The sequence below is a fragment of the Paraburkholderia gardini genome (assembly GCF_907164575.1).
Lineage (GTDB): Bacteria > Pseudomonadota > Gammaproteobacteria > Burkholderiales > Burkholderiaceae > Paraburkholderia > Paraburkholderia gardini.
Genome location: NZ_CAJQYY010000009.1, coordinates 148,475 through 162,542, shown reverse-complemented (window position 1 = coordinate 162,542; position 14,068 = coordinate 148,475). Strand labels below are relative to the sequence as shown.

15 protein-coding genes are annotated in these 14,068 nt (G+C 63.2%); 13 read left to right on the top strand and 2 right to left on the bottom strand.

What is annotated here, in order from left to right:
* Positions 1-118 precede the first annotated feature (118 nt).
* From kdsD to LPA34_RS09780, 11 genes are all read left to right on the top strand, one after another.
* Positions 119-1,102: an arabinose 5-phosphate isomerase KdsD gene (gene kdsD, locus LPA34_RS09830; protein WP_228977466.1), complete on the top strand. Its 984-nt coding sequence runs from the start codon at positions 119-121 to the stop codon at positions 1,100-1,102.
* A complete protein-coding gene (locus tag LPA34_RS09825) occupies positions 1,102-1,665 on the top strand; it encodes a KdsC family phosphatase (RefSeq protein WP_228977465.1) in 564 nt (187 codons plus the stop codon). Before kdsD ends, LPA34_RS09825 begins: the two co-directional genes overlap by 1 nt.
* Positions 1,662-2,267: an LPS export ABC transporter periplasmic protein LptC gene (lptC, locus tag LPA34_RS09820; RefSeq protein ID WP_228977462.1), complete on the top strand. Its 606-nt coding sequence runs from the start codon at positions 1,662-1,664 to the stop codon at positions 2,265-2,267. Before LPA34_RS09825 ends, lptC begins: the two co-directional genes overlap by 4 nt.
* Positions 2,268-2,288: 21 nt before the next feature.
* On the top strand, positions 2,289-2,984 hold the full coding sequence (gene lptA / locus LPA34_RS09815; protein WP_228977460.1) for a lipopolysaccharide transport periplasmic protein LptA: 696 nt from the start codon (positions 2,289-2,291) through the stop codon (positions 2,982-2,984).
* Positions 2,981-3,763 (top strand): LPS export ABC transporter ATP-binding protein, encoded by a 783-nt coding sequence (gene lptB / locus LPA34_RS09810; protein WP_228977458.1) that lies wholly within the window; start codon positions 2,981-2,983, stop codon positions 3,761-3,763. Before lptA ends, lptB begins: the two co-directional genes overlap by 4 nt.
* Before the next feature lie 198 nt (positions 3,764-3,961).
* Positions 3,962-5,476: an RNA polymerase factor sigma-54 gene (locus LPA34_RS09805; protein WP_228977456.1), complete on the top strand. Its 1,515-nt coding sequence runs from the start codon at positions 3,962-3,964 to the stop codon at positions 5,474-5,476.
* A gap of 172 nt (positions 5,477-5,648) precedes the next feature.
* The gene (gene hpf / locus LPA34_RS09800) at positions 5,649-6,008 is read left to right on the top strand and encodes a ribosome hibernation-promoting factor, HPF/YfiA family (protein WP_228977455.1); all 360 of its coding nucleotides are present in this window, start codon (positions 5,649-5,651) and stop codon (positions 6,006-6,008) included.
* A 267-nt stretch (positions 6,009-6,275) separates the two neighbouring features.
* Positions 6,276-6,791: a PTS sugar transporter subunit IIA gene (locus tag LPA34_RS09795; RefSeq protein WP_228977536.1), complete on the top strand. Its 516-nt coding sequence runs from the start codon at positions 6,276-6,278 to the stop codon at positions 6,789-6,791.
* Positions 6,792-6,939: 148 nt separating this feature from the next.
* The gene (gene hprK / locus LPA34_RS09790; RefSeq protein ID WP_090527733.1) at positions 6,940-7,908 is read left to right on the top strand and encodes an HPr(Ser) kinase/phosphatase; all 969 of its coding nucleotides are present in this window, start codon (positions 6,940-6,942) and stop codon (positions 7,906-7,908) included.
* Between the two features lie 89 nt (positions 7,909-7,997).
* Positions 7,998-8,891 carry an RNase adapter RapZ gene (gene rapZ, locus LPA34_RS09785; protein ID WP_228977452.1) on the top strand — a complete coding sequence of 298 codons (894 nt, stop codon included), beginning with the start codon at positions 7,998-8,000 and terminating at the stop codon, positions 8,889-8,891.
* Positions 8,892-8,931: 40 nt separating this feature from the next.
* Positions 8,932-9,567, top strand: a complete 636-nt coding sequence (locus tag LPA34_RS09780) for an LON peptidase substrate-binding domain-containing protein (protein ID WP_228977450.1) — start codon at positions 8,932-8,934, stop codon at positions 9,565-9,567.
* Between the two features lie 10 nt (positions 9,568-9,577).
* Here LPA34_RS09780 and mutY read toward each other — a convergent pair whose 3' ends face one another.
* The gene (gene mutY / locus LPA34_RS09775) at positions 9,578-10,672 is read right to left on the bottom strand and encodes an A/G-specific adenine glycosylase (protein ID WP_228977448.1); all 1,095 of its coding nucleotides are present in this window, start codon (positions 10,670-10,672) and stop codon (positions 9,578-9,580) included.
* The gene (gene mutM / locus LPA34_RS09770) at positions 10,672-11,502 is read right to left on the bottom strand and encodes a bifunctional DNA-formamidopyrimidine glycosylase/DNA-(apurinic or apyrimidinic site) lyase (protein WP_228977446.1); all 831 of its coding nucleotides are present in this window, start codon (positions 11,500-11,502) and stop codon (positions 10,672-10,674) included. Before mutM ends, mutY begins: the two co-directional genes overlap by 1 nt.
* A gap of 87 nt (positions 11,503-11,589) precedes the next feature.
* Here mutM and LPA34_RS09765 point away from each other — a divergent pair, with 87 nt between their 5' ends.
* Together LPA34_RS09765 and lolB are read left to right on the top strand one after the other, a co-directional pair.
* Positions 11,590-13,431: a tetratricopeptide repeat protein gene (locus LPA34_RS09765; protein WP_228977444.1), complete on the top strand. Its 1,842-nt coding sequence runs from the start codon at positions 11,590-11,592 to the stop codon at positions 13,429-13,431.
* Positions 13,431-14,063, top strand: coding sequence for a lipoprotein insertase outer membrane protein LolB (gene lolB / locus LPA34_RS09760; RefSeq protein ID WP_228977442.1), 633 nt, complete (start codon positions 13,431-13,433; stop codon positions 14,061-14,063). Before LPA34_RS09765 ends, lolB begins: the two co-directional genes overlap by 1 nt.
* Positions 14,064-14,068 lie beyond the last annotated feature (5 nt).

Below are 14,068 nucleotides of genomic sequence, written 5' to 3'. Positions count from 1 at the left end.
TTCGTCAGGAACCGCCGCGCGCAAACGGCCGCGCGACAAGGTTAGGGGGCCCGTGAAGGCAGCGGCTGGGCACGTCCCGCCCGGCGCGGCGAACAAACGCCTTTGCTATACTCCGCGAATGATAGCGAAAATCAATGGCGATCGGGCGCTCGCACTCGCTCGCGACGTGCTCGACATCGAAGCGGACGCCGTGCGCGCGCTTCGCGATCAACTCGACGACGGTTTTGTCGAGGCGATCGACTTTATCCTCAGTTGCCGTGGACGCGTCGTCGTTTCCGGCATCGGCAAATCCGGCCATGTGGCCCGCAAGCTGGCCGCGACGCTCGCGAGCACCGGCTCGCCGGCGTTCTTCGTGCATCCGGCCGAAGCGAGTCACGGCGATCTCGGCATGGTAACCGCCGAGGATGTCTTCATCGCGATGTCGAATTCGGGCGAATCCGAAGAACTCGTCTCGATCCTGCCGCTCATCAAGCGCCTCGGCGCCAGGCTGATTGCCATCACCGGCAAGCCGGCCTCGACGCTCGCGAAGCTTGCGGACGTCCATCTGAACGCCGGTGTATCGAAAGAAGCCTGCCCGATGAATCTCGCGCCGACCGCCAGCACCACGGCCGCGCTCGCGCTCGGCGATGCGCTGGCGGTGGCCGTGCTCGACGCGCGCGGCTTCGGCGCCGACGACTTCGCGCGCTCGCATCCGGGCGGTGCGCTCGGCCGGCGCCTGTTGACCTACGTGCGCGACGTCATGCGCACCGGCGACGAAATCCCGAAGGTTCCGGACAACGCCACGCTGCGCGAAGCGCTGATGCAACTCACGGCAAAACGCATGGGCATGACGGCGATCGTCGATTCGAACGATCACGTCGAGGGCATTTTCACCGATGGCGACCTGCGGCGCGTACTCGAACGTGCGGGCGACTTCCGCGAACTGCCGATCGCGGACGTGATGACGAAGGGCCCGCGCATGATCGGACCCGACCACCTTGCCGTCGAGGCCGTGGAACTGATGGAGCGGCACCGGATCAACCAGATGCTGGTTGTCGATGAAACGGGCAGGCTCATCGGCGCACTCAACATGCACGACCTGTTCTCGAAGAAGGTGATCTGATGGCCGCTGCCCCGCTTACCGCCACTGAACGCGCAAGCCGCGTGAAGCTGATGATCTTCGACGTCGACGGCGTGCTGACCGACGGTGGTCTGATGTTTACCGCCGAAGGCGACACGATGAAGGCGTTCAATTCGATGGACGGCCACGGCGCGAAACTGCTTCGCCAGGCAGGCATCGACACGGCCATCATCACGGGACGCAAATCGGGCATCGTCGCCGTGCGCGCGAAGGAACTGAAGATCACGCACCTGTATCAGGGCATCGAAAACAAACCTGAAGCGTTCGCCGAACTGCTGAAGGAAACCGGCCTCACCGCCGAAGAATGCGGCTACATGGGCGACGACTGGGTCGATCTCGCGGTGATGCTGAAGGTCGGCTTCGCCGCGGCGCCGGCGAATTCACATCCGGAAGTGATCGCGCGTGCGCACTGGGTTTCCGAGGCGCGTGGCGGCCAGGGCGCGGTACGTGAAGTCTGCGACACGCTGCTGCGGGCGCAGCACAAGTACGACGCACTGCTCGCGGCTGCCTGCGGCGGCGGCGACCAGCAGGGCCTCGTCGGATGAACCAGTTCCGCCTGACTTCGCTGATTCCGCTCGTCGCGATGGCAGCGCTCGCCGGTATTACGTGGTGGCTGCTGCAGGCCACGCTGCCGCCGCCTAATGAAGGCGCGCCGCACAAGAAGGTGCACACGCCTGACTATTTCGCCGATAACTTCTCCGTCTCCGAACTCGACCAGTCGGGTGCCACGCAATATCGTCTGACCGCGGTACACATGGTGCATTACGAGGACGACGACGACAGCGATCTGACCAAACCCGCGATCCGCGCGTTCCAGCCGGGCAAGCCGATCGTCACGGCAACGGGCGATCGCGGCACGGTGAACGGCGATGCATCGATCGTCAACCTGTACGACAATGCGCGGATCCTGCGCGCCGCGGGCTACGGCGATCCGGCCATGCAGGCCGATTCCGAGCATTTCCGCGTGCTGGTCAACGACGATGTGATCGAGACCGAAAAGCCGGTTAAACTTCAACGCGGTCCGTCTGTCATGACGGCCAGCGGCATGAACTACAACAACGTCACCCGGGTTATGCAACTGTTCGGCAACGTGCGCGGCGCCATTGCCGCGTCCGATAGCGCCGGCTCTCCCCCGCAACCCGGGTAAATCCATTCCAGGCGTGACTGCATGAACGAATCGTTCCCTCGTCCTGACACCGGCCGCGCCCATGCGTGGTCCACGTACCGTGCCGCGCTCGCCGCGCTGCTGGCCGTGTTGCCGCTCGTCGGCTTCGCGCCGGCTGCGCACGCCGAGCGCGCCGACAAGGACAAACCGCTGAATATCGAAGCGGACAACATGACTTACGACGACCTGAAGCAGGTCAACATTTTCACGGGCCACGTCGTGGCCACGAAAGGCACGATCGTCATCAAGGCGGATCGCGTCGAGGTGCATCAGGATCCTCAGGGCTATCAGTACGCGACGGGCACGTCGACCGGCAACAACCTTTCGTACTTTCGCCAGAAGCGCGAAGGCGTCGACGAATACGTCGAAGGCACTGCGGAACGTATCGACTACGACGGCAAACAGGACCTGACCACGCTGACCACCCGTGCCACGGTGCGCCGCCTGCAGGGCCTGACGACGCTGATGGACGAAGTGCATGGCAGCGTGATCACGTACGACGGCCAGAACGATTTCTATACGGCGAAGGCCGGCAAGGACGTCGCGGGTCCGGGCAATCCGACGGGCCGCGTGCGCGCGATGCTCGCGCCGCGTAACGGCGGCCCCGCGCCGCTGAACGGCGCATCGGCCACGCTCGTGCCGTCCACGCAGTTGCCGGTGCAGGGTCAGGGTCAAGTCCAGGGAGTAACGAAGCCGTGAGCGCACCCGCCCTGCCCAATCGCAAGCCAGCCGGCACCAGCAGCTCACTTTCCGTTCGCAACCTGAAGAAGCGCTACGGCTCACGCACGGTCGTGAAGGACGTATCGCTCGACGTGAAAAGCGGAGAAGTGGTCGGGCTGCTCGGCCCGAATGGCGCCGGCAAGACCACGTCGTTCTACATGATCGTCGGTCTCGTCCCGCTCGACGCTGGCGCGATCGATCTCGACGGCAAGTCGATCAGCCTGCTGCCGATCCACAAACGCGCATCGCTCGGGCTGTCGTATCTGCCGCAGGAAGCGTCCGTGTTCCGCAAGCTCACCGTCGAGGAAAATATCCGCGCGGTGCTCGAACTGCAGCACGAAGACGACGGCAAGTACCTCACGAAAGACGCGATTTCCGCGCGCACCGAAGCATTGCTCGACGAGTTGCAGATTGCTCATCTGCGCGAGAATCCGGCGCTGTCGCTGTCGGGCGGCGAGCGCCGGCGTGTCGAGATCGCGCGTGCGCTCGCGACCAATCCAAGCTTCATCCTGCTCGACGAACCGTTCGCCGGCGTGGACCCGATCGCAGTGCTGGAAATCCAGAAGATCGTGAAGTTCCTGAAGCAGCGCAACATCGGTGTGCTGATCACCGACCACAATGTGCGCGAAACGCTCGGCATCTGTGACCACGCGTACATTATCAGCGATGGCAGCGTGCTAGCGGCCGGCGCACCCAGCGAAATCATCGAAAACGAGAACGTGCGGCGCGTCTACCTGGGCGAGCATTTCCGCATGTGATCGACGGCCTTGCGGACGGCAATTCCGGCTTCATGCCGTCCGCAAGGCCAGTACACCCTCGCTCCCGGACATCCGGGACATTCTGGCGGGGCGCGTCAAACGCACCCACCAACATCGAATCCACGCAACAGGCATTTTTGTGACTGTTGCAAGGTATCGCGCTCGTGGCAAACTCTCTACAATGAATCTGAACCCGCCATGAAAGCCAGCCTCCAACTCCGCCTGTCGCAGCATCTTGCGCTGACCCCGCAACTTCAGCAGTCCATCCGGCTGCTGCAGTTGTCGACGCTTGAGCTGCAGCAGGAAGTCTCGATGGCGATCTCCCAGAATCCGCTGCTCGAAAACGAGGATGACTGGATCGCGAGTCCGCTGCGTGTCGCCGCGGACGGTTCGCTGATTACGCAGGCGCCGGGCAGCGCGCCCCCGCAGGAGCAGATGGGCAACACGAGTTCGTCTTCGTCCACCACCTCCGAGCGCGCTGAGAACGGCGAGCCGCGGGGTGTCGACGAATACAACGGCCTCTCGTCCGACAGCAATGGCGACTCAAGCCAGTGGAATCTCGACGACTACGGCCGCTCGGGTACCGCTTCGGACGACGACGATCTGCCGCCGTTGCAGATCCACGAATCGAGCACGAGCCTGCGCGACCATCTGGGCGCGCAGTTGCGCGTCACGCAGGCGGGTCAACGTGACCGCGCGCTCATCATGTTCCTGATCGAATCGCTCGACGACGACGGCTACCTCACCGCCTCGCTCGAAGAAGTACTGGCCGACCTGCCCGACGAACTCGAAGTCGATCTCGACGAACTGAATGCGGCGCTCGCGCTGCTGCACAGCTTCGATCCGGCAGGGGTCGGTGCACGTTCGGCGTCCGAATGTCTGAGGCTGCAACTTCTGCGGCTCGAACCGTCGCCCACGCGCACGCTTGCACTCGACATCGTCGCCCATTATCTGGAACTGCTCGCGGCGCGCGATTTCACGCGTCTGCGCAAGCACCTGAAGACCAACGACGACGAACTGCGCGACGCACACGCACTCATCCGCTCACTCGAACCGTTCCCGGGCGCCGCGTACGGCAAGGCGGAAGCGGACTACGTCGTGCCGGACATCATGGTGAAGCGGACCGCGCAGGGATGGACCGCGGAGCTGAACCCGGAAGTGGTCCCCAAACTGCGTATAAACCATCTTTATGCGAACATTCTTCGCAATAGCAGGGGCGATCCGGGTAGCGGTTCGTTGCGCCAGCAACTCCAGGAAGCTCGCTGGCTGATCAAGAATATCCAGCAGCGATTCGAGACGATCCTGCGGGTTGCACAGGCCATCGTCGAGCGTCAGAAGAGCTTTTTTGTGCACGGCGAAATTGCCATGCGCCCCTTGGTTTTGCGGGAAATTGCTGATACGCTGGGGTTACACGAGTCGACTGTCTCGCGTGTGACAACGGGCAAGTACATGCTCACGCCCTTTGGGACGCTTGAATTTAAGTACTTCTTTGGATCGCACGTTTCCACCGACACGGGTGGCGCAGCCTCATCAACGGCTATTCGCGCACTCATCAAGCAACTGATAGGAGCAGAAGAGCCAAAATCTCCTCTTTCAGACAGCCGCATAGCCGAACTGCTGGCGGAACAGGGCTTTGTCGTGGCGCGGCGGACCGTCGCGAAGTACCGTGAAGCCCTGAGAATCCCCGCGGTTAACCTGCGCAAGTCTCTGTAGCCGGTCACATACTGTGGCCGGCATTTACCGGCCGCGGCGCGATGGGCGACAAGGCTGGCCGAAGCGACCCGTCAACAGCCGGTCACAGGGGAAGACCGGGAGGCGAGCCGACAGTTCGACCGGCACTTGCTGGGCCTGCACGTCAAGGCGGCCACTAGCATGGAGAAGCACTATGAATCTGAAGATCAGTGGACACCATCTCGAAGTAACGCCTGCGTTGCGCGAATACGTGATCTCCAAACTGGACAAGGTGCTAAGACATTTCGATCAGGTAATCGATGGCAGTGTGGTCCTCTCGGTCGACAACCACAAGGAAAAGGAAAAGCGTCAAAAGGTTGAAATCAACCTGCATGTGAAGGGCAAGGACTTATTTGTCGAAAGCGCGGATGGCGACCTGTACGCCGCAATCGACCTGATGATCGACAAGCTGGACAGGCAAGTCATTCGTCACAAGGATCGCCTCCAGGGCCATCAGCACGAAGCGATCAAACATCAGCCGCTGGCACCGCAAATCGAAGTGCCGCCGCAATAAGCGTCCATTGGCAGAATTCCTTCAGGCCTTTCCCGCCAGACCGCCCGATTACGGGCGGTTTTTCGTTGGACGCCCCACCCGTCCGCATCACACTCCGCCACTCAGCGAATCCGTCGCGGGAAGCCTCGTTTTTCATCGATGGCGCGCCGCACCATCCGTGATCACCCTGTTCTATAATGTTCCGGTTACTATCGGGGTCAATCAGCGGTAGTCCTGCGCTTTCGGTCTCCACCGTCTATCGCCATACGCCGTGAGCACCTGTTGAACATGGAACGCCACCCAAACGCCACGGCGAGGAGAATCCAGGCCACGTTTCCGCCTGCCAACATGAATCGTCTAGCCAAATACCTTCCCCTCGACAATGTCGTCGTCGGTCTTGCCGTTACCAGTAAAAAGCGTGTCTTTGAACAGGCTGGCCTGATCTTCGAGAACCAGAACGGCATCGCCCGCAGTACGGTCACTGACAATCTGTTTGCGCGCGAGCGCCTCGGGTCGACGGGGCTCGGCGAAGGCGTTGCGATTCCTCACGGCCGGATCAAGGGCCTGAAGCATCCACTCGCCGCGTTCGTGCGTCTCGCCGAACCCATTCCCTTCGAGTCCCCCGACGGTCAGCCGGTGTCGCTGCTGATCTTCCTGCTCGTGCCGGAACAGGCTACCCAGCAGCATCTGGAGATCCTGTCGGAAATCGCGCAATTGCTGTCCGATCGCGAAACACGCGAGCGGCTGCACACGGAAGAAGACCGCGAGGCGTTGCATCGCCTGCTCACTCAGTGGCAACCTTGACGTATTGAAGGCGGAGCTCGCTACATACAGGTCCGGCAACAGCACAAGAACCGGCCAGGCTCGCGCCGGCCGGACCGGCCGCGATATATACACAGGCCAGCAGAGGCCAGACGCGCGGGCCAGCGGCCCATAACGGAGTCACGGACTCATGGATACGTCCAGCATCAACGCCCAGAGCATTTTCGACGACAACGCCGCCGTGCTGAAACTCAGCTGGCTGACCGGGCATGAAGGCTGGGAGCGCGGGTTTTCGGCGGAAACGGTTGCGTACGCCACCTCCAGCGCCGACCTCGTCGGCCACTTGAACCTGATTCACCCGAACCGGATCCAGGTGCTGGGCGACGCTGAAGTTGAGTATTACCAGCGCCAGGCCGATGAAAGCCGCTCGCGTCACATGGCCGAACTGATTGCGCTGGAGCCGCCGTTCCTGGTCGTCGCGGGCGGCGTTGCCGCGCCGCCGGAACTGGTGCTGCGCTGTACGCGCTCGTCCACGCCGCTCTTCACCACGCCGATGTCGGCCGCGGCTGTCATCGACAGCCTGCGGCTCTATATGTCGCGCATTCTCGCGCCGCGCGCCACGCTGCACGGCGTGTTCCTCGACATCCTCGGCATGGGCGTGCTGCTGACGGGCGACTCCGGTCTTGGCAAAAGCGAACTCGGGCTGGAACTGATCAGCCGGGGCCACGGCCTCGTCGCCGACGATGCGGTGGATTTCGTGCGGCTCGGGCCCGACTTCGTCGAAGGCCGCTGCCCGCCGCTGCTGCAGAACCTGCTCGAAGTGCGCGGCCTGGGTCTTCTCGACATCAAGACGATTTTCGGCGAGACCGCCGTGCGCCGGAAAATGAAGCTGAAGCTGATCGTCCAGCTGGTGCGCCGGCCGGATGGCGAATTCCAGCGTCTGCCGCTCGAAAGCCAGACCGTCGACGTGCTGGGCCTGCCCATCAGCAAGGTCACCATTCAGGTGGCCGCCGGCCGCAACCTTGCCGTGCTGGTCGAGGCGGCCGTGCGCAACACGATCCTGCAGCTGCGCGGCATCGACACGCTGCGTGACTTCATGGACCGCCAGCGTCTGGCCATGCAGGATCCGGACAGCCAGTTTCCCGGCAAGCTGATCTAGCCGGCGCGCCCTCTCCGGGCACGTCAGGGCATCGCGCCACCGGCACGCGGGGCGGATGCTATGATGAAACGAACGGATTTCACGACCTCATGCGCATTATCCTGATCACCGGCATTTCCGGCTCCGGCAAGTCTGTCGCACTGAACGCGGTCGAGGACGCGGGGTACTACTGCGTCGACAACCTTCCGCCGCGCTTCCTGCCGCCACTCGCCACATACCTCGGCGAGCACGGTCACGAACGGCTCGCCGTTGCGATCGACGCGCGCTCCAGCGCCTCGCTCGACGAAATGCCCGAGATGATCCGTGACCTTGCGCGTGAACACGATGTGCGCGTGCTGTTTCTGAACGCGAGCACGCAGTCGCTCATCCAGCGCTTTTCCGAAACACGCCGGCGTCACCCCCTGTCGGGTTCGCCGTCGCACGATGCAAACGTTGGCGTGCTGCGCTCGCTTGAAGAAGCTATCGAAAACGAACGTGAACTCGTCGCGAATCTCGCCGAGTTCGGCCATCAGATCGACACCAGCAATCTGCGCGCGAACGTGCTGCGCGCCTGGGTCAAGCGCTTCATCGAGCAGGAACGCGCGGGCCTCACATTGATGTTCGAATCGTTCGGTTTCAAACGCGGCGTGCCGCTCGATGCCGATTTCGTCTTCGACGTGCGCACGCTGCCGAATCCTTACTACGATCGCGAACTGCGCCCGCTCACGGGTCTCGACAAGCCGGTAATCGACTTTCTGGGCGCGCTGCCGGTCGTCACGCAGATGATCGACGATATCCACGGGTTCATCGCGAAATGGCTGCCGCATTTCCGCGACGACAACCGCAGTTATCTGACCGTCGCGATTGGCTGCACGGGTGGTCAGCATCGTTCCGTATTTATCGCCGAGACGCTCGCCGCGCGTCTTTCGGGCGAATCGAATGTGATTGTGCGGCACCGCGATGCGCCGCTCGACGTCGGCGAATCTTCGAAGCTGGTGGCTTAACCGGTCGCATCGCGCGGCCTTAACCTTCGAGCGTTGCGCAATGTCCACTACTCCTGCCGTGATTGCCGATCTGCCGCTTTTTCCGCTGCACACAGTGCTGTTTCCCGGCGGCCTGCTGCCGCTGAAAATCTTCGAGGCGCGTTATCTGGACATGGCAAGCGAATGTCTTCGCGAGAAGACGCCATTCGGCGTCTGCCTGCTGAAGAGTGGTGGCGAGGTGGCCCGGCCCGATGAGCCTTCGGTGCCTGAGGCGATCGGCTGCCTCGCTGAAATCGGGCAATGCGATGTGGAATCGTTCGGCATGCTGCTGATCCGCGCGCGCGGCACGCGGCGCTTTCGCCTGCTGTCGCACCGTGCGCAGCCGGACGGGCTGCTGGTCGGCATGGCCGAGCCGATCGGCGACGATATTCCGCTCGAAGGCACCGTGCACGTCGAGCGGTTCGGCGCCTGCGCGGAAGTGCTGGAACGCATCATCGCGACGATCCGCGAGCGCGACCCCGACAGCCTGCCGTTCGCCGAACCGTTCAGGCTCGACGATCCGTCGTGGGTGTCGAACCGTCTGTCAGAAGTACTGCCGATCGCCTTGCGCGCGCGGCAGAAGCTGATGGAACTGCAGGACGCCGGCGCACGGATCGACGTCGTGCATCACTACATGCAACAGCATCAACTGCTGTAACACTGCGCGCCTAAAGCAGCGATCCCTGCATCGTATCGAGCAGCCTGCGAACCGGCGCCGGCACGCCATATGCATCGAGTTCGTGCAGCGCGACCCAGACCGTTGCGTCGTCACCGACGCTTGCGAGCGTCGCCCGCAGGTTGCCCAGTTCGACGACGCGCGGTTCGATATCCAGACGGAAATGCGTGAACGTATGCGTGAGCGTCGCGAGCGGCATCATGTTGCCCGATGCGCCATATCCTTCCGCGCGTTCGGCAAGCGCCGCTTCGCCGGACGCTTCCGGCAGGCTCCACAAGCCGCCCCAGATTCCCGATGGTGGACGCTTTTCCAGCATCACCGCGTTACCGTCGCGCAGAACGAGCATCCACGTGCGCCGCGTCGGAATCGCTTTCTTTGGACGTGCAACGGGCAACTCGCGCTGGCGTCCGGCGACGTTCGCCACGCAGTCGGCGGCGAACGGGCAGCGCGCGCAATCCGGTTTGCCGCGCACGCACAACGTTGCGCCGAGATCCATCAGACCTTGCGTGTAGGCGCTCACATCAGCGTCGTTCGCGTTTGAAGGCAGCAGCGATTCAGCCAGCGCCCACATCGCGTTCTCGACGCGCTTTTCGCCCGGAAATCCTTCGACGCCGAACACGCGCGCAAGCACACGCTTCACGTTGCCGTCGAGAATCGTCGCGCGCGCGCCAAACGCGAACGACGCAATCGCGGCCGCCGTCGAACGCCCGATGCCAGGCAGTTCCGCCAGCGCCTCGACCGAAGCCGGAAACGCGCCGCCATGCTGCTCGACAACCGTCTGCGCGCAGCGATGCAGATTGCGCGCACGCGAGTAGTAACCGAGGCCGGCCCACAACGCCATCACGTCATCGAGCGGCGCCGCGGCGAGCACGGCGACATCCGGGAAACGGCCGAGAAAACGCTCGTAGTACGGAATGACCGTCGAGACCTGCGTCTGCTGCAACATGATCTCGGATAGCCAGATGCGATAGGGATCGCGCGTGTTCTGCCACGGCAGGTCGTGACGGCCATGCACGCGCTGCCACGCGATCAGCCGCGTGGAGAAATCAGTCAACGACGCAGGAACGGAAAGGGAAAAAGTAGACATCAGCGCTGGCAGATCGGACAAAAATAAGTGGATCGCTGACCTTGCACGATCTGTCTGACCGGCGTGCCGCAGACGCGGCATGGCAGCCCGGCGCGATCATAGACGAAATAGTCGAGCTGGAAATAACCGCTCTCGCCATCGCTGCCGACAAAATCGCGCAACGTGCTGCCGCCTTTCTCGATGGCGGCGGCAAGCGTCAGCCGTACCGCATCCGCGAGCAGCTCATAGCGAATGAGCGAAACGCGGCCTGCAGCTGTAGCTGGACGGATGCCCGCGCGAAAGAGGCTCTCGGAAGCGTAGATATTGCCCACCCCGACCACGATTTCGCCCGCGAGCAGCACCTGCTTCACCGACACCTTGCGGCCACGCGTTTTCCGGTGCATCAGCGCGCCGGAAAACGCCGGCGTGAAAGGCTCGACGCCGAGCCCGGCGAGCAGCGGATGATCGAGCACGTCACCGGCCGCGCGCGGATGCCACAGCACGGCGCCGAAGCGCCGCGGATCGCGATAGCGCAGAATAAATTCGTCGAAAATCCAGTCGATATGATCGTGCTTCGCCGCGGCCGGCGGATGAGATACGTTGCGCAGCACGCGCAGCGTGCCCGTCATGCCGAGGTGCACAATGAACCAGCCCTCGTCGACCTCGAAGAGCAGATATTTGCCGCGCCGTTCGACCTTGCGGATCACGCGGCCCCGCAATGTTTTTGCAAGGTCGGCCGGAATCGGCCAGCGCAGCGCGGGCGTGCGCACATCGACACGTTCGACGCGTCGTCCGGCCACATATGGCTCAATTCCCCGTCGGGTAACCTCAACTTCTGGCAACTCTGGCATGTCTAACTGGTCTGCAACTTGCGTGGGTGGTTGTGCGCTTATTGTAGCGAGCGCGTTACAATCGACCGAAACATTGATCGGATTTCCATGAACGTGTCCTTCGTGAAGCTGTTTTACCGGCGCCCGGCCATCGTGACCCGTGTGCCGCGCACTGTCTCAGTCCAGCGAATGCTCGGCGCGGCGGTTGTCGCCGCGTGGGCGTTCGTCGCGCTGCCTGCGCACGCGCAGGATCCCGCGCCGGATTCCGACGATAGTTCCCTTTCAGTGCAGGACGCGCTGGGGCAGCCGTCGGCGGAAGAGCAGCAAAATCTGCCGGCTGTTCCGCTTTCCAGCCAGATCGTCTTCCAGGTGCTCGCCGCTGAAGTCGCGTTGCAGCGAAACCAGCCGGCGCCGGCCTACCAGACGTACCTCGCGCTCGCACGCGACACGCACGACCCGCGCATGGCACAGCGCGCAACCGAAATCGCGCTTGGCGCACAAAGCCCGGCCGATGCACTCGCCGCCGCGCAATTGTGGCAGCAGTATGCGCCGGGTTCGGAGCGCGCGGCGCAACTCGACGCGTCGCTGCTCGTGCTATCCGGCAAGCCTGACGAAGCCTCACCGGTCCTCGCGAAAGAACTGGCCAAGGTTCCGGCCGATGTTCGCGGCAACGCGATCCTCGCGCTGCAGCAGCTGCTTTCCCGCGGTCCCAATCGCATCGGCGGCCTGCACGTGCTGCAGGATCTGCTGAAGGACGACCAGAACCGTCCGGAAGCGCAGCTTGCGATTGCCCGACAGCAGATCCTCTGCGACGACGCACCGGGCGCCCGCAAATCACTTGAGCAGGCGCTGGTGCTGAAGCCCGACTATCTGCCGGCCGCGCTGACGCTGTCGCAAATGGGTCCGGAAGAGCGCAAGGAAGGCATCGCTTCGCTCGAAAATTATCTGCGGCAGAATCCGAAATCGCATGACGCGCGTCTCGCGCTCGCGCAGATGTATCTGGCAAGCGATCGCCTGGACGACGCGCAGAAGCAGTTCGAAGTCATGCGTCAGGACACCCCGAACGACCTGACGCCGCTGATGGCGCTCGCGCTGATCAAGATTCAGCAGAAGAATTACGCCGATGCGCAGACGTATCTGACGCAATACGCGAAGCAGGCCGAAAAGACGCCAGGCGCCGATGCGGGTCAGGCGTACATCTACCTCGCGCAACTGTCGCTCGAACAGAAGAACGAAGCTGCCGCGAGCGACTGGCTCAATCGCATCCAGCCGTCCAGCCAGCAGTACATCCCGGCGCAGATCACGCGGGCCCAGCTGCTCGAAAAACAGGGCAAGCCTGACGACGCCCGCAAGCTGCTCGCTGGCCTGCAGTCGCCCGATCCGCGCGACCAGTCGCTGATCGCGCGCACCGACGCGGCGATCCTGTTCGACGCGAAGCGCTATCCCGAAGCCGAGGCACGCCTCGCCCAGGTCAGCGCCGAATTCCCCGACGACCCGGATCTCACCTACGATTACGCAATGGCCGCCGAAAAGACCGGCCATTACGACGTGATGGAAACGCAGTTGCGCAAGCTGATGCAGACGCAACCGGACAATCCGCAGGCGTACAACGCACTCGGTTATTCGCTCGCGGACCGCAACCAGCGCCTTCAGGAAGCCGACAAGCTGATCGAGAAGGCCGCATCGCTCGCGCCGAATGACGCGTTCATCATGGACAGCGTCGGCTGGGTGAAATATCGCCTCGGCGATACGTCGGACGCGATCAAACTGCTGCGCAAGGCGTACGACCTGCAGCCGAACGCCGAAATCGGTGCGCATCTGGGCGAAGTGCTGTGGAAAACCGGCGACCAGGATCAGGCGCGTGACGCCTGGCGTCAGGCCCGCAAGCTCGAACCCGACAATGACACCCTGGTCAAAACGCTTCAACGTTTTCGGGTGAACGATCTCTGATGCGTATGTCCAGCCTTATCCGTCCGGTGACGGCGCCGCGTCGCGCGGCGCTGGGCCTCGCGGCGACTGCCCTCGTGGTGCTCGCTGGCTGTGCTTCCGTCAAGCCGCAAGGCCCGTCCATGTCGAACGCCGCAACGGCCGTTACCGCGCAGACCACGCGTGCGTATCACGGCCGCTTTGCCGTGCAGTACAACGATCGGAACGGCCAGCAGCGCAACGCGTACGGCAACTTCCAGTGGCAGGAAACCGGCGACACCGTGAGCCTTCAGTTGCTCAATCCGCTCGGCCAGACGCTTGCGATCATCACGTCGTCGCCGGCTTCGGCCACACTCGAACTGCCGAACCGCCAGCCGCTTACCGCTGACAACGTCTCCACGCTGATGCAGAACGCGCTCGGTTTCGCGCTGCCGGTCGAAGGGCTGCGCTACTGGCTGCAGCCGTCGGCGGCACCCACTTCGCGGGCGAAAACGATAACCGATCCGCAGCAGGAAACGCGTCTGAAACAGATCCAGCAGGACGGCTGGACAATCGACTACCTCGCCTACGCCGACGCGCCCGCCACCGGCGTGAAGCGCGTCAATCTGAGCCGCGAGACCCCGCCGCTCGACATCAAGCTCGTGCTGGACCAGTAAGCTCC